Below are 17,917 nucleotides of genomic sequence, written 5' to 3'. Positions count from 1 at the left end.
CATAGAATCCGACGCGTCGCACCTCAGCCGAACACATAGACCGCCAGCGCGACCGCCAGATAGGACGCAAGGCCGGCCAGCGGCCCGAGTTTCTGCAGCAGGGCGGGCGGCGGGCTCCCCGGCTTGGCGCGCCTGATGGCCAGGAACCCGGCGACGGCGACTGCCAGGATGAAGGCGGCCGCAACGAGCTTGGCGATGAACGCGCCGCTCAGGAACGCCCCGTCATAGCCCACCAGCCACAGCCAGAGGCCGGTCAGCCAGAGCAGCAGGACGCCGGCCAGCGTGATGGTGGAGAAACGGGGCCTGAGCGCCAGAAGCGCGGGCGCCGGCGCGCCCTCGGCGCGCTTGGCCTGGATCGCCACCATCATCCCGCCCAGTCCACCGGCGGCCCCCAGCATCAGGCCGAAGAAATGCAGGATTTTCACGAAGGTCATCATGGGTCTCTCCTTGCGGCTCAAGCGCGCGGAAGGTGATGCGGAACGGCAGGAACGTCAAGCTGCCCACGGCAGGATGCTGTCAGTCTGCGTCAGGAGCCTCAAAGCGGCGCTCCCGGTTTCGTTGCCGGCCGGGTGGGTTCTTCCTTCTCCACGTCGTCCTCATCCGTCTCCGGTTCCACTGGTTCCTGTGCCTGGGCGGCCCTGCGTGGCGGGGTGATGGCGTGCAGCACCGGTTCGCTCTTGACGCCGGGGCGGATGAGCACAGGCGGCAGGACGAAGCCGCGTCTGTGCTTCGCTGCGACGGCGCCGGTCACGTCGTCGGTGGCGATGGGAGCATCCGGCAGCCCGGCGCCCGCGGCGATCATCGACCGGGTGAGGCGGAACGGGTCGGCATGCGGCGCGGCGGCGAGCGAGGGCGTAGGATAGGACAGGGGAGCGGCTTCGTTCGATGCCGGACGATCAGCGGCCTCGCTTTCGAGCGCGATCATGGAGCCGCCATGTTCGGGCGACGATTGGGCGATGGACAGGATCGACGATGCCCGCGGGCTTCCCGTGGCAAGCATGACGGCCAAAAGTGCAAGTCCAAGCAGCCGCATCCCGACCCCCCGTGAAGCGTTGATGCCGACAGCAGATCGTGAGCCGGCAAGCTTTATACTTCCGTTTCGCAGACCTTTAGCATCTCAGGAATTAACAAATGGGTGACGCCGCGGAACTTGCCGCGGCCGCGCTGGCGCTATAGGCAGCTTGCGGGATGTGACAGGAGAAAGTGTTGGCGGAGATCCTGCCTGAAAGCGAAGCGCTGCCGCGCGCCCTCGATCTGCTGGGCGCGGGCGCGGTCGTTGCGATTCCGACCGAGACGGTCTACGGCCTGTCGGCCGACGCCACCAATGGCGAGGCGGTGGCGCGCATCTACGAGGCCAAGGGCAGGCCGCGCTTCAACCCGCTGATCGCCCATGTCGCCGACATCGCGATGGCCGAGCGGCTCGCGCATTTCAGCCCGTTGGCACGAAAGCTTGCGGAGGCCTTCTGGCCGGGGCCACTGACCTTGGTCCTGCCGCATCGCGGGGGTTCCGGCATCCATCCGCTGGTGACGGCGGGCTTGGACACGATCGCGCTGCGCTGCCCGCGCGGTTTCGCGCCCCGGGCCATCGCCGCGCTCGACCGACCTCTGGCCGCCCCCAGCGCCAATTCGTCGGGCCGCATCACCGCCACCACGGCGGCGGCTGTGGCGGCCGATCTGGGCGATCGCATCCCGCTGATCGTCGATGGCGGCGCGACGTCCGTCGGACTGGAATCGACCATTCTCAAGGTCGAGGATGAGAAACTGACTTTGCTGCGCCCGGGTGGCGTCGCGGCGGAAGACATCGAGCGGGCGGCCGGAATGAGCGTGGCGCGCGGGGCGACAGGCATACAGGCTCCGGGCATGATGGTCTCGCACTACGCCCCCCGCGCGGCGATGCGGCTGAACGCCGGTGCGGTGAATCCCGGAGAGGCGTTGCTGGCCTTCGGGCCGCGCCGCGCCGAGGGCGCCGAACGGGCGGCCGCGATGCTCAATCTTTCCGAGGGCGGCGATCTGCGCGAGGCGGCCGCCAACCTGTTCTCACACCTGCTGGCGCTCGACCGGGTGGGCGCGGCGTTGATCGCCGCGGAGCCGGTGCCGCCGGAAGGGCTGGGCGAGGCGATCAACGACCGCCTCGCGCGCGCCGCCGCGCCGCGCGGTTCCTGAAGAGAGGCTTGCCAGCAGATGACCATCGACCCCGCACTGCTCGACCGGTTCGCCGCCATCGTCGGAGCTGCGCACGCGCTGCGCCAGGCGGACGACATCGCGCCCTACCAGGAAGAGCCGCGCGGCCTTTTCGGTGGGGTGACGCCGCTGGTGCTCCGGCCGGGCTCGGTGGACGAGGTGTCCCGCATCATGGCGCTGGCGAGCGAGACGGGAACGCCGATCGTGCCGCAGGGCGGCAATACCGGGCTGGTCGGCGGCCAGATGCCGGATGAGAACGGCGAGGAGATCGTCCTGTCCCTGTCGCGTCTCAACCGCATCCGCGAGATCGACACCAGTTCGAACACGGCGACGGTCGAGGCCGGCGTCGTCCTGCAGGTCCTGCAGGAGGCGGCGGCGGAAAAGGACCGGCTGTTCCCGCTGGCGCTCGGTTCGCAGGGATCGTGCCAGATCGGCGGCAATCTGTCGTCGAACGCAGGCGGGGTCGGCGCGCTGGCTTATGGCACGGCGCGCGACCTGTGCCTCGGCGTCGAGGTGGTGCTGCCGACGGGCGAGGTGTTCGACGATTTGCGCAAACTGAAGAAGGACAACACCGGCTACGATCTGAAGGATCTTTTCGTCGGCGGCGAGGGAACGCTCGGCATCATCACGGCGGCGGTGGTCCGGCTGTTTCCCATGCCCAGGGGGCGTGAGCTTGCCTGGGTGGCGCTGTCCTCGCCGGAGGATGCGCTCGCGCTGTTCGCCATGGCCAACGACCGGGCCGGCGGTGGCCTGACCGCGTTCGAACTGATCGAGCGGACGCCGCTGGCCTTCACGCTGGCGCATGTGCCGGGAACGAGCGATCCGCTGGCGGAGGCGCATCCCTGGTATGTGATGCTCGAAATCTCCTCCGGCCGCTCCGCCGAAGACGCCCGGGCATCGATGGAGGACCTTTTGACCGGCGCCTACGAGGCGGGACTGGTGGCCGACGCGGCGATCGCCCAGAACGAGACGCAGGCGGCTTCGTTCCGCCATCTGCGCGAATCCATGTCGGAAGCCCAGCGCCCGGAGGGCGGTTCGATCAAGCACGACATATCGGTTCCCGTCGCCGCCATCCCCGCATTCATTGCGCGGGCGGGCGAAGCGGTGCAGGCCGTGTCGCCCGGCTGCCGGGTCGTCTGCTTCGGCCATATGGGCGACGGCAATCTGCACTATAACATCAGCCAGCCGGTGGGCGCCGACAAGCGGGACTATTTGGCGCTGTACCGACCGATGAACGACGCTGTCCACGCCATCGTGCGCGATTTGGGTGGCTCCTTCTCCGCCGAGCACGGCATCGGCCGGATGAAGCGCGACGAGCTGATCGCCACGCAGCCCGCCATCGCCACCGACCTGATGCGCCGCGTCAAGCGTGCCTTCGATCCGGCGGGCATCATGAACCCCGGGAAAGTGATCTAGCCGCACGCCGGTTAACGCCCCGGTGACGTGTCTTGCCAGCCGGTTAAGCCCGGTGTCAAACCGCTAACCAATTGTATGATCAGCAAAATTTAACCGACTTTCTAAGCCTGACGGTAACGCCTCCGCGCTAGGGTGATCTCCATAACGAGGCCGCAAAAGGCCCGGCGAGAGAACCGGAAAACCGGCTCTCAGGAGTAACAGGAAGGCTAACGATGAACAGTGGGCTCAAGCCAGTCTGGGCGGGCCGCGCAATGCGGCTCGACCCGTTTCGCCTGCCGCAGGCCGTCAGCTACGCGGCGATGGACGATTTCGGCGAAATATCCTTCAGCATAGACAAGCGCGGCGTGCGCATGAAGCGCGTCCTGAGCCGCAGCGGCCTGCCGGTCACCTTCGCGTTGCCGCCGCGCGCCTTTCGTGGCGTCGCGGCTCGCGCCATCGAGGATGATTTCGGCGACGTCACGGTGACGCTCGAACTCCACCATGTGGACCCGATGCTGTGCGTGCCGCTGCTCGTGGCCGGTGATCTGGACGACGTGGCGGCGGACTGGCGCGCCTGGTCGGATGCCTACGGCCTGCCGATGCTTCTCATCGAGGCCGACGGCATTGCCCGGGCTCTCGAGGAGTCCATCGGCGAGGTGAAGGCCGGCCCGCCCGCCGAGCGCCGCCAGGGACGACCCGTCCGCGCCCGCCGCCCGCGCTTCCTCGCGCGGCGCAAATGCGGCACGCTTGGCGTCCGCGTTGTCGTCGGCGGCGACGAGATCATCGCCCGCGACTGACCCGGATTCGGCTGTTGCTCAGAAGTGTGGGCTGATCACGGCCCACACGCCGCCGCCGATCAGTCCCAGGAAGATCAGCCAGCCAACCACATTGTTCGACTTGAACAGCGCCAGGCACTGGTCGGGATCGTCGATGTCGAGCACCCGGACCTGCCGCGCCATGTGCGCGCCGGCGGCGACCAGCCCGGCAAGCGCCGGCATCGGTACTTCCGCCAGGGCGAAGGCGACCGCGAAGAACAGCAGCGCGCCGCCGTAAAGCGCGATCAGCCACTGCTTCGTCTTGTCGCCGAACAGGCGCGCCGTCGAGCGGACACCGACCAGCGCGTCGTCCTCCTTGTCCTGATGGGCATAGAGCGTGTCATAGCCGATCACCCAGAGGATCGACCCGCAATAAAGCAGCAGCGGCGCGAGCGTCAGGCTTTCGAAATGCGCCGCCCAGCCCATCAGCGCGCCCCAGGAAAAGGCGAAGCCGAGGAACAGTTGCGGCCAGTCGGTGAAGCGCTTGGCGAAGGGATAGATGGCGACGGTCGCCAGCGAGGCGAGGCCGAGCGCGATGGCGAAGCCGTTGAACTGCACCAGCACGAGCAGGCCGGCCAGCGCCTGCGCCATGAGAAAGGCGACGGCCTGGCCGCGCGTCACCTGGCCCGAGGGCAGGGGGCGCGAGCGCGTCCGCTCCACGGCATCGTCGATCTTCTCGTCCACCAGGTCGTTATAGGTGCAGCCCGCGCCGCGCATGGCGATGGCGCCGACGAGGAACAGGGCGAGGTGCCACAGCGAGGGCAGCACGTCGAGCAGCGCCGCGCCGGGCCTGGCGAAGGCGCTCGCGGCAAGCGCCGTCGACCACCAGCAGGGCCAGAGCAGCAGTTGCCAGCCGATCGGCCGATCCCAACGGGCGAGCTGTGCATAAGGCCACAGGCCGCGCGGCAGCATGCGGTAAACCCAATGTCCGGACGGTGCATCGGCGACGCGCCCTTGGCCCTGCCGGGACTGGATCTCTTCCATGCTGCGCCTTTCGACTTCACGCTCGTGATATCTTAGCATGGAGTGGCAAGGCGGGCGCGGTGCGTCAAGCCTTTCTCTTGAGGGAAGTTGCGTTCAATGCCTTGACCTGCGGCAGGATCGGCCATAGCCCCAAGCGACCATTCAAGGAGCGGGAATAGTAAGCATGAAGGTTCTTCTCATCGGGTCCGGCGGTCGCGAGCATGCGCTGGCATGGAAGCTTGCCTCCTCTCCGGTGCTGACCGCGCTGTATGCCGCGCCGGGCAATCCGGGCATGCAGGCGGACGCCGAATGCGTTGCGCTCGACATTACGGATCATGCGGCGATCGTCGATTTCTGCCTCGGCAAGGCCATCGACCTGGTCGTGGTCGGCCCTGAGGCTCCGCTCGTCGCAGGACTGGCCGACGCGCTTGCCGATGCGGAGATCCGCGTCTTCGGGCCGAGCGCGGCCGCCGCCCAGCTCGAAGGATCGAAGAGCTTCACCAAGGAAGTCTGCGACCGCTTCGGCATCCCGACCGCTGCCTATGGCCGGTTCGACAACGCGCTTGCCGCTCGCGAATACGTTCGCAAGCATGGCGCCCCGATCGTCATCAAGGCCGACGGGCTGGCCGCTGGCAAGGGCGTCACCGTGGCCGCGACCGTCGATGAGGCGCTGGCGGCGGTCGACGACTGCTTCGACGGCAGCTTCGGTGCGGCGGGCGCCTCGGTGGTGGTCGAGGAATGCCTGGTCGGGGAGGAGGCGAGTTTCTTCTGCCTGTGCGACGGCACGACGGCGCTGCCCTTCGGCACCGCGCAGGACCACAAGCGCGTCGGCGAGGGCGATACCGGACCGAACACCGGCGGCATGGGCGCCTATTCCCCGGCGCCGGTGTTGAGCGAGGCGCTCATCGCGCGCACGATGAAGGAAATCATCGAACCGACGATGCGGGGCATGGCGGAGATGGGGATGCCCTTCACCGGCGTTCTCTACGCCGGCCTCATGCTGACCGAGGACGGTCCGAAGCTGATCGAATACAATGTCCGTTTCGGCGACCCCGAATGCCAGGTGCTGATGCTGCGGCTGAAGGAGGACCTCCTGCTGCTGCTCAACGCCGCGGTCGACGGACAGCTGGCGCACATGTCGGCGCGCTGGCGCGACGAGGCGGCGCTGACCGTCGTCCTTGCGGCCAAAGGCTATCCGGAGAACCCGCAGAAGGGCAGCGTCATCGGCGGTGTGGCGCAGGCGGCGGAGGGCGACGACACGGCGATCTTCCATGCGGGCACGGCGTTACGCGACGGGGCGCTGGTCGCCAATGGCGGGCGCGTGCTCAATGTGACGGCGCTGGGCAAGACCGTAACCGAGGCGCAGAAACGCGCCTATACGGCGGTCGACAGGATCGACTGGCCCGAAGGCTTCTGCCGCCGCGACATCGGCTGGCGGGCGGTGCAGCGCGAGGAATAGCCCGTCACGGGAGCGTTCCGCGCCGGCACTGGCTGGCGGCGCGAAAACCCGATGCTCAGTCCCGCCGGAAGACCGGGTCCGTTTCGAAAGGATCGGGCGCGGGCTTGTCCGGCACCGTTCCCTCGGCAAGCCGCTTGCGGTGATGCGCCAGCGAGCACTGGATCGAGCACAGCACACCGCGATCCGCCCAGTAGGCCGGGCCGTTCTCGATCAAGCCTTCATGATAGGCGAAGCCGGGCGCGCCGAACGCCTTTCCGCATTCGATGCAACAATGCTTGTCCGGGCGTGTCAGCATCTGCTTGTCCTCTTTGCCGGTGCTTTACCCGGAGCGGCTGCCGCAGGCAATCATCGCAAGATTGACGTTTACGTAAAAAGGAATTAGCACTCTTGCGCGAAGGTATCATGGCGAGCCGCGTTCCCGGCGGTTGAAGCACTCTGCGGTTGGTCGGGATCACCTGACATCCGCATGGCCGCGGAACGGGAGGGTGGAGCGGGCCAGGGTTTCCGTGAGACGATGAACCGGTTCAGGTTCGCTGACGCAGCCAGGAGGAGAACAGCATGTATAGTGCGCCGGTCGATGAAATCGCCTTCACCCTCAAGCATGTGACGGGTTTCGCCTCCGATCTGGAGGCCGGCCGCTTCGGCGACCTTTCCGACGATCTCGTCGACGCCATTCTGGGCGAGGCTGGACGTTTCGCCGCCGAGGAGATCGCGCCGCTCGCCAGGATCGGCGATGAGAAGGGCGCCGTGCTCGAGGACGGCGCGGTGACCACGCCGCCCGGCTGGGCCGATCTCTACCGCCGCTGGTGCGAAGGCGGGTGGAACGGTCTCTCGGCGCCCGAGGAATTCGGCGGTCAGGGCCTGCCGACCCTCTTGGCCGTCGCCGCGATCGAGATGTGGAACTCCGGTTCGATGGCGTTCGCCATCGGCCCGACGCTGACCATCGGCGCCATCGAGGCGCTCGACAGGCACGCGACGCCCGAACTGCAGGCGGCCTATCTGGAAAAGCTCGTTTCCGGCGAGTGGATGGGGACGATGAACCTGACCGAGCCGCAGGCCGGCTCCGACCTCAACGCGCTGAAGGCGCGCGCCGAGCCGGCGGGCGACGGCACCTACCGGATTTTCGGTCAGAAGATCTTCATCACCTATGGCGAGCACGATTTCACCGACAACATCGTGCACCTGGTTCTGGCGCGCCTGCCGGATGCGCCGGCGGGAACCCGCGGACTGTCGCTGTTCCTGGTGCCCAAGTTTCTGGTCAACGAAGACGGCTCGCCGGGCGCACGCAACGACGTGTTCTGCGCCTCGCTCGAGCACAAGCTCGGCATTCACGCTTCGCCGACCTGCACCATGATCTATGGCGACGGAAAGTTCGGCGATGCGCCGGGCGCCATCGGCTGGCTGATCGGCGAGGAGAACCGGGGTCTGGCCTGCATGTTCACAATGATGAACAATGCGCGCCTGGCTGTCGGCATGCAGGGCGTCGGCATCGCCGAGGCAGCGACGCAACGCGCGCTGGCCTATGCCCATGAGCGCCGGCAGGGCCGCGCGCCGGGCGCCTCGGGGGGGGCGGGGGACAGCATGAGCCCCATCGTCGGCCATCCGGACATCCAGCGCATGCTGCTCACGATGAAGGCGAAGACGCAGATGGCGCGGGCCATCGCCTATTGCTGTGCCCATGCCATCGACATGGCGCGCATCGCGGAGGGCGATGAGGCAAAAACCTGGCAGGCGCGCGCCGACATCCTGACGCCGATGGCCAAGGCGTTCTCGACGGATATCGGCGTCGAGGTGGCCTCGCTGGGCGTTCAGGTACATGGCGGCATGGGCTATATCGAGGAGACGGGCGCGGCGGTGTTTTATCGCGATGCCCGGATCGCGCCGATCTACGAGGGCACCAACGGCATTCAGGCCATCGATCTCGTGATGCGCAAACTGCCCCTGCAGGGCGGCGAGGCGATCGCCGCATTCCTCGCCGGACTGCGCGCCGACCAGAAGGCCATCGCGGAAAGCGGCAATGAACGGCTTGGCGCCACGGCGGAACGGACCGCCGCAGCCCTCGACGATCTGGAAGCGGCGACGGCGTTCCTGATGAAAACCGCCGGTGAAGGCGGGGTTGAAACCGCGCTCGCCGGAGCGACGCCCTATCTGCGGCTGTTCGCCCTGACTATCGGCACGATCTTCAACGCGCGCGCCGTGGCCGGAAACGACGATCCGGGCCGCGCGCTGCTCGTCCGCTTCATGGCGGAAAACCTGCTGGGCGAAACCACGGTGCTGAAAGAGCGCGTCGTCGGCGGCGCGGACAGCCTGATTGCCGCTGCTGAAGCGGTTCTCGGAAACTAGGCGCGTCAGGAGGAGATGGCGGTGAACGACCATGTGACGACCGAGCGGCGCGGCGCTCTGCAGGTGATCCGGCTCAACCGGCCCGAGAAGAAGAATGCGATCACCCGCGCCATGTATGCGGCGATGGCGGCGGCGCTCAAGGCCGGCGACGCCGACGATGAGGTCCGCTGCCATGTGATCCTGGGACGCGAGGGCGTCTTCTCGGCCGGCAACGACCTGGCCGATTTTCTCGCGGTTGCGACCGGCGGAGAGGGCGGGCAGGAGGTCTATGACTTCCTTCTGGCGCTCGCCAATGCCGAAAAGCCGCTCGTCTCGGGCGTGGACGGGATCGCCGTCGGCATCGGTACGACGATCCACCTGCACTGCGACCTGACTCTGGCGACGCCCGGCACGGTCTTCTCGACGCCGTTCGTCGATCTCGGCCTCGTGCCGGAGGCCGGTTCCAGCCTGATCGCGCCGATGATCCTCGGTCACCAGCGCGCCTTTGCCCTTCTGGCGCTGGGGCAGGGTCTGCCGGCCGCGGAGGCTAAAACCGCAGGCCTGATCCACGCCGTGGTCGAGCCCGATGCGCTCGAAGGCGCCGTCTTCGCGGCAGCCGAAGCGCTGGCCGCCAAGCCGCCAGAAGCGCTGCGCATCGCCCGCGACCTCATTCGCGGTCCGCGCGAGGCGGTCGTCGCGCGCATTCAGGAGGAGGCCACGCATTTTCGCGCGCGCCTCAAGTCGGACGAGGCACGCCAGGCATTCATGGCCTTCATGAGCCGGAAATAGCTCGGGGCACCGCGCTCTACGGATAAAGCCGCTCCGTCCGCCATCCACCGTCCTCGCCGCGGCTGAACACGACGCGGTCGTGCAGGCGGAAGGGGCGGTCGTGCCAGAATTCGATGGTCTGCGGCAGGATGCGGAAGCCTGACCAGTAGGCCGGGCGCGGGATCGTCCCGACGGCATATCTCGCCGTGTATTCGGCGACCGCCTTCTCCAGCGCGAATCGGCTTTCGAGCGGGCGCGACTGTTTCGATGCCCAGGCGCCGATGCGGCTCCCGCGCGGCCGGGAGGCATAGTAGGCGTCGGCCTCTTCGTCGCTGACCTGCTCGACGGGGCCGCGCACCCGCACCTGGCGCCGCAGGCTCTTCCAGTGGAAACACATGGCCGCCTTGCCCCCCGACAGGAGTTCGCGGCCCTTGGCGCTTTCGAAATTGGTGTAGAAGACGAAGCCGCGCTCGTCGAACCCCTTCAGGAGCACCATGCGCACATTCGGCAGGCCCTCCGGATCGACGGTCGCGAGCGCCACCGCGTTGGGGTCGTTCGGCTCCGACTGTCCGGCATCCTCCAGCCACTCGGCAAACAGCCGGTAAGGCTCGTTGCGCTCCGTGAAGTCACCGGATTTTAACCTGTCGTCAATCATGATGAATGCCTGGATCATTGAATCGTACGGGGAGCATGCCGATTGCCGGGGGCAACGCAAGCGCCAGTTTGGGGCAGAGCCTTGGGTCTGCGTTTTCCGGGCAGCGTCGTGTTGCTGTCCCTGCTGCCGCTCATGGCTGGCTGCACGACGGGTGCACTGGATCTCGGGCGGCAGGATGTGGACCGCACGATGGTGACCGGCGCGATTCCCCCGGCCGTGCCGAAGACCTCTCCTTCTCCCGCCATTTCCGGAACGCCGGCCCTTATGGCGGCGCTTGCCGGGGCCAGCGCCGATGATGCGGTCCCGATGCCACTCGCATGGAACGATCCCGAGAGCGGCGCGCGCGGCGCGGTAACGCATCTCGCCGGCGGTCCGGGGGATGTCTGCCGCACCTTCGTCACCACCCGCGAGAGCTTCGACGGGGTCGGCCTTTACCGGGGAGAATTCTGTGCCGCCGGCACCGACGGTTGGCAAATCCACGGATTTGCGCCTCTATAGGGCCGAACATGCCGCTCGGTCTGGAATTTCTTCCTAGCCGACCGCATATTATGGGCGATATCCCGTTTTCACGACCTTCTTGCCGTCCGACATGCGACGGTCAGCGACAGAGCAGCAGATGCGCGATCCATACGACATACTCGGTGTGGCGAAGAATGCCCCGGCCAAGGACATCAAATCGGCTTATCGCAAGCTGGCGAAGAAGTATCATCCCGATCAGCAGCCGGACGATCCGAAGGCCAAGGAACGTTTCAACGAGATCGGCCAAGCCTACGAGATTCTCGGCGACGAGAAAAAGCGCGGGGCTTTCGACCGTGGTGAGATCGACGCCGAGGGCAAGCCGCGCTTCCAGGGATTTGAGGGCGCCGGCGGCGATCCCTTCGCCGGCTTCCGCCGTTCCGCCCGCGGCGGCCCGGGCGCGCAGCATTTCGAGTTCCGCACGGGCGGCGCCGATGGCGCGGGCTTCGGCGGCGCGGATATTTTCAGCGAGATCTTCGGCCAGGCCTTCTCGCAGGGTGGCGGCCGGTCCCGCCAGCCCGGCGGCGGGCGTCCGAGCGGCATGGGCGATCTCAACGCCACGCTCGACATCGATATCGAGGATGTGGCCCAGGCCGCGAAGGTGACCGCCGTTTTCCCCGGTGGCCGCCGCATCGCCGTCAAGCTGCCGCACTATGTCGAGGATGGCCAGACGATCCGCCTGAAGGGGCAGGGCGACGAGACACCGTTCGGCGAACGCGGCGATGCCCTGGTCAAGCTGCGCTTCAGAAAACACCCGCGCTACAGGATCGAGGGCCGGGACCTGCATGTCGATCTGCCGGTCAGCCTGCGCGACGCCGTTCTGGGCGCCAAGGTGGCGGTGGAGACCCCGACCGGCAAGCTTGCCGTGACGGTGCCGGCCTGGTCGAGTTCCGACCGCACGCTGCGGGTTAAGGGGCGTGGATTGCCGCGCAAGACGGAGGGGAATGGCGACCTCTACGCCCATGTGCAGATCATGTTGCCCGACGGCGGCGACCCCGCTCTGGAGGCTTTGTTCCGCCAATCCGCTTGATGCGGCCACTGGGCTATGCGATAGGGCTGCCGGCTTGTAGCATCGCCGGCGGGGGAATCGCCTCGCCCGCGGATGCAGGGATACGGAGTGAAGAAGCGCTGCGCTGCCGGATCGGCGCCGTGTGCTTCTGCAGGAGATTTCGGAGAACCATTCCATGGCAAACGGCAATGGCCTGATGGCCGGAAAGCGCGGCCTCGTTCTGGGGGTTGCCAACAATCGCTCGATCGCCTGGGGCATTGCCAAGGCGTGCGCGGCGGAAGGCGCGGAACTGGCCCTGACCTATCAGGGCGATGCCCTGAAGAAGCGCGTCGAACCGCTGGCCGAAGAGCTGGGCGCGATCGTCGCCGGCCATTGCGACGTGACCGACATGGACAGCGTCGATGCGGTGTTTAGGACGATCGAGGAGAAGTGGGGCAGGCTGGACTTCCTCGTCCATGCAGTCGCCTTTTCCGACAAGGACGAACTGACCGGCCGCTATGTCGAAACGACGCGCGACAATTTCCTGCGCACCATGGACGTCTCGGTCTATTCGCTGACGGCGGTGGCCAAGCGCGCCGAGCCGCTGATGACCGATGGCGGCTCGATCCTGACGTTGACCTACTACGGCGCCGAGAAGGTGATGCCGCATTACAACGTGATGGGCGTCGCCAAGGCAGCGCTCGAGGCGAGCGTGCGTTATCTGGCGGTCGATCTCGGCGGCAGCAACATCCGCGTCAATGCCATTTCGGCCGGTCCGATCAAGACGCTGGCTGCCTCCGGCATCGGCGACTTCCGCTACATCCTGCGCTGGAACGAGTACAACTCGCCGCTGAAGCGCGTCGTCACCACGGACGAGGTAGGGGATTCGGGCCTCTACATGCTGTCGCATCTGTCGCGCGGGGTCACCGGCGAGGTGCTGCATGTGGATTCGGGCTACCACGTGGTCGGCATGAAGGCCGTCGATGCACCGGACATCTCCGTCGTGACGGAATAGAAGCGGCCGCATCTTGCTTCCACTCCTGTACATCATTCGCCACGGGCAGACCGACTGGAATGCGGAGGAGCGTCTCCAGGGCCGGGCCGACAAGGACATCAATGCCGTCGGCAGGGCACAGGCCGATCGCAACGGCGAGCGGCTGGCGGAACTGCTGGGCGACGCATCGGGTTTCGACTTCGTATGCAGCCCGCTGCGGCGGACGCGTGAGACGATGGAGCGGGTGCGTGCGGGGATGGGGCTCGATCCTGCGGGCTACCGCACCGATCCCCGGCTGATGGAGCTGCATTTCGGCGACTGGCAGGGCCTGACCTACAAGGAACTGGAAGCCGCAACGCCGGGCAGCACTGCGGCGCGCTCGACGGACAAATGGCGGTTCGTGCCACCCGGCGGAGAAGCCGAGAGCTACGAGATGCTGGCCGTGCGCGTGAAGACCTGGCTTGACGAAGTGCGACAGCCGACGGTGTGCGTGACCCATGGCGGCGTGATGCGCGCGCTGCTCTACCTGAACGGTTTGGTGTCGTCGGACGAGGCGTCCGGCCACGAGATTCCGCAGGACCGGTTCCTGCGGCTTCGGGACGGCCGGGCCGAGTGGCTTTGAAGCATCTTGCAGCCGGGGATCGCTGATTCTCCGCTTGAGCGCGGAGAACGGGAAGATCGGGGCGGCGCTTCCTCGAGAGGATGAATGGCCTAGCTTCTATTCCGGAAGCAACATATCCGTGATCTGTTTCACGCCGTTCTCGACCTCGCGATAGGCGACCACCACGTCCATGCCCTGCTCGATCACCGAGACGTCCATTTCCGTCGGCAGTTTGTAGGTCTGGCCGTTCTCTAGCGTGATCGTCAGGTTCTCCTGGTCGATCTTCGTGATCTTGCCTTCCGCATCGGCGGCGAGCGCCGGAAAGGCGAAGGCACATAAGGCGAGTGCTGCTGCAAGCTTGCGCATTCGGAACCTCTTTGGATTTGGCTTCAGCGTCAAGCGCCCAAAGCGCGGAATCACTAACTCCTATAGGATAATTGAAATGTGTCAAAACTAACGCTGGGCGTGGGGATTTGCGCCCTGCCTTCCCTTCCCCGGCGATCACGTCTCGCAACGGGAAAGATCATGGTCGCGACGAAGCCGGGACGGCCTGTGCCACAGGGCGGCTGATGGCGGTCTGCGGGACGTAATCCGGTTTGACCGCGCGCGGAAAGGCCAATAGAAGCAGGGCAATCGGGCCTGGCCGGTCGGCTGGCTACCGAAAACCCCGCCTGCTGGATGCTCGTTCATGTCGCACAACACCTTTGGCCACCTGTTCCGCGTCACCACCTGGGGCGAGAGCCACGGGCCGGCGATCGGCTGCGTCATCGATGGTTGCCCGCCCGGCATCCGCTTCACGCAGGCCGAGATCCAGGCCGATCTCGACAAGCGCAGGCCCGGCCAGTCCCGCTTCGTCACCCAGCGCCGCGAGCCCGACGAGGTGCGCATCCTGTCCGGTGTCCTGCCGGACGAGGACGGCGAGACGCTGGTCACCACTGGCACGCCGATCTCGATGCTGATCGAGAATGTCGACCAGCGCTCGAAGGACTATGGCGAGATCGCCCGGCGGTTCCGGCCGGGTCATGCCGATTTCACCTACGAGACCAAATACGGGCTGCGCGACTATCGCGGCGGCGGCCGGTCCTCGGCGCGCGAGACGGCGACACGGGTTGCCGCCGGCGCGCTCGCCCGCAAGATCGTGCCCGGGATGCAGGTGCGCGGCGCGCTCGTCGCCATGGGCGACAAGGAGATCGACCGGGCCAACTGGGACTGGGATTTCATCGGCGATGCGGAAAACCCGTTCTTCACGCCCGACCCGCAATCCGTGCCGGTCTTCGCCGACTATCTGGACGGCATCCGCAAGGCCGGTTCCTCCGTCGGCGCCGTGATCGAGTTGGTGGCCGAGGGTGTGCCGGCGGGTCTCGGCGCGCCGATCTATGCCAAGCTCGACCAGGAGATCTGCGCCAACCTGATGTCGATCAACGCGGTCAAGGGCGTCGAGATCGGCAACGGCTTCGAGGCCGCCCGCATCACCGGCGAGGAGAATGCCGACGAGATGCGCATGGGCAATGACGGCCGGCCGCATTTCCTGAGCAACCACGCCGGCGGCATTCTGGGTGGCATCTCCACCGGCGAGCCGATCGTCGCGCGCTTTGCCGTCAAGCCCACCTCGTCGATCCTGACGCCGCGCCGGAGCGTCGACAAGGACGGCAACGAGGTCGATGTGCAGACCAAGGGGCGGCACGACCCCTGCGTCGGCATCCGCGCCGTTCCCATCGGCGAGGCGATGCTCGCCTGCGCCATCGCCGACCATTATCTGCGTCATCGCGGCCAGACCGGCCGTATCTAACGGAGTTTCACCGATGCCCTACGATCAGAAGAAGGTCGTCGAAGCCCTGCGCGCCTTCGAGCGCGGCGAGATCGTCGTGGTCATGGACGATGACGGACGCGAGAACGAGGGCGACCTGATCGTCGCGGCGGTGCATTGCACGCCGGAGAAGATGGCCTTCATCGTTCGCCACACGAGCGGCATCGTTTGCGCGCCGATGCCTCAGTCGGAGGCCAAGCGCCTCAACCTGGCGCCGATGGTCGCCGACAACGATGCGCCGCATTCGACGGCCTTCACCGTCAGCGTCGATTTCAAGCACGGCACGACGACCGGCATTTCCGGCGAGGACCGCACGCTGACCGTGCGCAACCTCGCCAATCCCAATGTCGGCGCCGGCGATTTCGTGCGCCCTGGCCACATCTTCCCGCTGGTCGCCCGCGAGGGCGGCGTGCTGATGCGCTCCGGCCATACGGAAGCGGCGGTCGATCTGTGCCGGCTCGCCGGCCTGCCGCCGGTCGGCGTCATCTGCGAGCTGGTCAATGACGACGGCACGGTCATGCGTGGCCCGCAGGTTTCGGCCTTCGCCGGGACCCACGGGCTGAAGCAGGTTTCCGTCGCGGACCTGATCGCCTACCGGCAGCGTCAGGAAACGCTGGTGGAACGGGTGGCGAGTTTCGACATCGACACGCCGAGCGGCCCGGCGAAGGCCCATGCCTACACGCTTCCCTGGGAATCCATGCAGCATGTGGCCGTGGTTTTCGGCGATATCCGGGATGGCGCGGACATTCCCGTCCGGCTGCACACCGAGGACGTGGTGACGGACGTGTTCGGCAGGGAGGAGCGTTTGCGGGAGGCGATGCAGCGCATGGCGGGCCTCGGGCGCGGCGTGCTCGTCTATCTGCGGGAAGGCTCGGTCGGCGTCGCCCACCAGAACCGCCGCCGCCCGGCGGGCGGCGAGGACCATGACGAGGCGTTGCGCCGTGAGAGCGAGTGGCGCGAGATCGGCCTGGGCGCCCAGATCCTGAAGGATCTCGGCATCTCGTCCATCAAGCTGATGGCCTCGCGCGAGCGCCACTATGTCGGGCTCGAGGGTTTTGGCATCGAGATCGCCTCCACGGACATTATGTAGAAAAAACCGCCCGCCTCGCGGCCGGCGGATTTTCCCAACAGGCCGGAACGGCTTTAGGCAATGGCTGCCTCTGGCGCCGCGGTGCGGCCCGGAGCCTGCAGCACGCGGTAGCCGAGGAGTGCGGTGGCGAAGGCCACGCCGCTGGCCGTGATCGAGACCCAGAAGCCGTTCTGCGCGCCAAAGGTGTCGATCACGAAGCCCGAAATGAAGGAGCCGGTCGCCATGCCGATGCCGATCCCGGTCATGGCCCAGGTGATGCCTTCCGTCAGCTTGGCGGGCGGCACCAGGCGTTCGATCAGGCCGAAGGCCGTGATGAAGGTGGGCGAGATCGAAGCGCCGCCGATGAACAGGACGACGGCCAATGTCGGAATGTTCCAGACGGCGAGGAGCGGCAGCGCCGCGACCATGGCGAAAGCGATCGCCAGCAGGAACTGCTTCGCGAGCGGCATCTTGAGCTTCAGAGCGCCGAACACCAGACCGACCAGCAGCGAGCCGGCGGCGTAACCGGCGAGCACCAGGCTGGCATATCCCTGCTGGCCGAGCTCCTCGGAAAAGGCGATGACGGTCACCTCGGCGGTCCCGAACATGGTGCCGACCGCGATCAGCGTGAAGGTGAGAATCTGCAGCGGCGCCAGCGCTATGGCCGAACCGCGGCTGATCGTTTCCGGCGCGTGAACCGGCGGTTCGGTCGATTTCTGCGCCACGAAAAGGACCGTGCCGATCGCCAGGAATAGTGTCGACAGCATCGGCCCCGCTTCGGGGAACAGCGCTACGCTGAGGCTGATGGCGAACACCGATCCCATCATGTAGATCACCTCGTCCAGCACGGATTCGAACGCGAAAGCCGTGTGGAGCATGGGCGTGTCGCGGTAGAGCGCGGTCCAGCGGGCGCGCAGCATGGCCGGCATGCTCGGCATCACGCCGGCCAGCAAAGCGAAGAGGAACAAGAGCCAGTTGGCCCAGCCGTAATGCGCGGCGGCAATGAGGCCGCTGAAAGCCAGCACCGATATGGTGACGGCCGGGGACAGGACGCGGCTTTGGCCGAACCGGTCGACGAGCCGCGACACCTGCGGCGCCAGCACGGCGTTGGTGAGGGCGAAGGTGGCCGAGACGGCGCCGGCCAGCCAGTATTCGCCATGGGTCTGCGAAAGCATGGTGACCGTGCCCATGGTGGCCATGGAAAGTGGCAGACGCGCGATGAATCCCGCTGCGGCAAAGGCTTTGGTGCCCGGTGCCTTGAAGATCTCGCTGTAGGGGTTTGGCATTGGTGTGGTCCTGGATGCGGAGTTGGGGCGGTTGGCGGAAATTGCTTGCGCCGGACGGTCGATGGCGAGTGCCGCCGCACCGGCCCCGAAAGGAACCG

The 17,917-nt window shown here is 66.9% G+C and carries 19 protein-coding genes; 12 read left to right on the top strand and 7 right to left on the bottom strand.

Translation table 11 applies throughout. The features are described 5' to 3' along the window. Positions 1-23: 23 nt before the first annotated feature. Entirely contained in the window at positions 24-434 is a 411-nt protein-coding gene (locus NA2_RS06240) for a hypothetical protein (protein ID WP_244423592.1), read from the bottom strand. A gap of 101 nt (positions 435-535) precedes the next feature. Continuing rightward, the gene (locus NA2_RS06235) at positions 536-1,033 is read right to left on the bottom strand and encodes a hypothetical protein (RefSeq protein ID WP_040676896.1); all 498 of its coding nucleotides are present in this window, start codon (positions 1,031-1,033) and stop codon (positions 536-538) included. 173 nt (positions 1,034-1,206) lie between these two features. On the opposite strand from NA2_RS06235, the gene NA2_RS06230 reads away from it, so the two are divergent. The 3 genes from NA2_RS06230 (at position 1,207) to NA2_RS06220 (ending at position 4,373) form a co-directional block, all read left to right on the top strand. Next, positions 1,207-2,163, top strand: coding sequence for an L-threonylcarbamoyladenylate synthase (locus NA2_RS06230; protein ID WP_008595414.1), 957 nt, complete (start codon positions 1,207-1,209; stop codon positions 2,161-2,163). An 18-nt stretch (positions 2,164-2,181) separates the two neighbouring features. Beyond that, a complete protein-coding gene (locus NA2_RS06225; protein WP_008595412.1) occupies positions 2,182-3,597 on the top strand; it encodes an FAD-binding oxidoreductase in 1,416 nt (471 codons plus the stop codon). Between the two features lie 212 nt (positions 3,598-3,809). Continuing rightward, positions 3,810-4,373 (top strand): DUF6101 family protein, encoded by a 564-nt coding sequence (locus NA2_RS06220; protein WP_008595411.1) that lies wholly within the window; start codon positions 3,810-3,812, stop codon positions 4,371-4,373. An 18-nt stretch (positions 4,374-4,391) separates the two neighbouring features. Here the strand turns inward: NA2_RS06220 and ubiA are convergent, their stop codons facing one another. Continuing rightward, positions 4,392-5,375 (bottom strand): 4-hydroxybenzoate octaprenyltransferase, encoded by a 984-nt coding sequence (gene ubiA, locus NA2_RS06215; protein WP_008595404.1) that lies wholly within the window; start codon positions 5,373-5,375, stop codon positions 4,392-4,394. A gap of 163 nt (positions 5,376-5,538) precedes the next feature. On the opposite strand from ubiA, the gene purD reads away from it, so the two are divergent. Continuing rightward, positions 5,539-6,813 (top strand): phosphoribosylamine--glycine ligase, encoded by a 1,275-nt coding sequence (gene purD, locus NA2_RS06210; RefSeq protein ID WP_008595403.1) that lies wholly within the window; start codon positions 5,539-5,541, stop codon positions 6,811-6,813. Between the two features lie 55 nt (positions 6,814-6,868). On the opposite strand, the gene NA2_RS06205 is transcribed toward purD, so the two are convergent. Further along, positions 6,869-7,108 carry a hypothetical protein gene (locus NA2_RS06205; RefSeq protein WP_008595402.1) on the bottom strand — a complete coding sequence of 80 codons (240 nt, stop codon included), beginning with the start codon at positions 7,106-7,108 and terminating at the stop codon, positions 6,869-6,871. A 263-nt stretch (positions 7,109-7,371) separates the two neighbouring features. On the opposite strand from NA2_RS06205, the gene NA2_RS06200 reads away from it, so the two are divergent. Both NA2_RS06200 and NA2_RS06195 read left to right on the top strand, forming a co-directional pair. Next, positions 7,372-9,156: an acyl-CoA dehydrogenase family protein gene (locus NA2_RS06200; RefSeq protein ID WP_008595401.1), complete on the top strand. Its 1,785-nt coding sequence runs from the start codon at positions 7,372-7,374 to the stop codon at positions 9,154-9,156. A gap of 15 nt (positions 9,157-9,171) precedes the next feature. Further along, entirely contained in the window at positions 9,172-9,924 is a 753-nt protein-coding gene (locus NA2_RS06195) for a crotonase/enoyl-CoA hydratase family protein (RefSeq protein ID WP_420798695.1), read from the top strand. A gap of 16 nt (positions 9,925-9,940) precedes the next feature. Here NA2_RS06195 and pdxH read toward each other — a convergent pair whose 3' ends face one another. Next, positions 9,941-10,558 (bottom strand): pyridoxamine 5'-phosphate oxidase, encoded by a 618-nt coding sequence (pdxH, locus tag NA2_RS06190; RefSeq protein WP_008595399.1) that lies wholly within the window; start codon positions 10,556-10,558, stop codon positions 9,941-9,943. Positions 10,559-10,639: 81 nt separating this feature from the next. Here pdxH and NA2_RS06185 point away from each other — a divergent pair, with 81 nt between their 5' ends. The 4 genes from NA2_RS06185 (at position 10,640) to NA2_RS06170 (ending at position 13,678) form a co-directional block, all read left to right on the top strand. Beyond that, positions 10,640-11,056, top strand: a complete 417-nt coding sequence (locus tag NA2_RS06185; protein ID WP_008595392.1) for an RT0821/Lpp0805 family surface protein — start codon at positions 10,640-10,642, stop codon at positions 11,054-11,056. A gap of 118 nt (positions 11,057-11,174) precedes the next feature. Continuing rightward, a complete protein-coding gene (locus tag NA2_RS06180; protein ID WP_008595385.1) occupies positions 11,175-12,104 on the top strand; it encodes a DnaJ C-terminal domain-containing protein in 930 nt (309 codons plus the stop codon). 154 nt (positions 12,105-12,258) lie between these two features. Then, positions 12,259-13,077, top strand: coding sequence for an enoyl-ACP reductase FabI (fabI, locus tag NA2_RS06175; RefSeq protein ID WP_008595382.1), 819 nt, complete (start codon positions 12,259-12,261; stop codon positions 13,075-13,077). Between the two features lie 13 nt (positions 13,078-13,090). Continuing rightward, positions 13,091-13,678 carry a histidine phosphatase family protein gene (locus NA2_RS06170; protein WP_008595381.1) on the top strand — a complete coding sequence of 196 codons (588 nt, stop codon included), beginning with the start codon at positions 13,091-13,093 and terminating at the stop codon, positions 13,676-13,678. Between the two features lie 96 nt (positions 13,679-13,774). Here the strand turns inward: NA2_RS06170 and NA2_RS06165 are convergent, their stop codons facing one another. Continuing rightward, positions 13,775-14,023 (bottom strand): DUF1344 domain-containing protein, encoded by a 249-nt coding sequence (locus NA2_RS06165; protein WP_008595380.1) that lies wholly within the window; start codon positions 14,021-14,023, stop codon positions 13,775-13,777. A 322-nt stretch (positions 14,024-14,345) separates the two neighbouring features. Between NA2_RS06165 and aroC the strand changes: the two genes are divergently transcribed. Beyond that, a complete protein-coding gene (gene aroC / locus NA2_RS06160; protein ID WP_008595379.1) occupies positions 14,346-15,446 on the top strand; it encodes a chorismate synthase in 1,101 nt (366 codons plus the stop codon). 13 nt (positions 15,447-15,459) lie between these two features. Then, on the top strand, positions 15,460-16,554 hold the full coding sequence (gene ribB, locus NA2_RS06155) for a 3,4-dihydroxy-2-butanone-4-phosphate synthase (protein ID WP_008595378.1): 1,095 nt from the start codon (positions 15,460-15,462) through the stop codon (positions 16,552-16,554). Between the two features lie 53 nt (positions 16,555-16,607). Here ribB and NA2_RS06150 read toward each other — a convergent pair whose 3' ends face one another. After that, the gene (locus tag NA2_RS06150; protein WP_008595377.1) at positions 16,608-17,819 is read right to left on the bottom strand and encodes an MFS transporter; all 1,212 of its coding nucleotides are present in this window, start codon (positions 17,817-17,819) and stop codon (positions 16,608-16,610) included. Positions 17,820-17,917: the final 98 nt, after the last annotated feature.

The organism is Nitratireductor pacificus pht-3B (assembly GCF_000300335.1).
GTDB lineage: Bacteria > Pseudomonadota > Alphaproteobacteria > Rhizobiales > Rhizobiaceae > Nitratireductor > Nitratireductor pacificus.
This window is presented reverse-complemented; position numbering and strand designations above follow the sequence as displayed.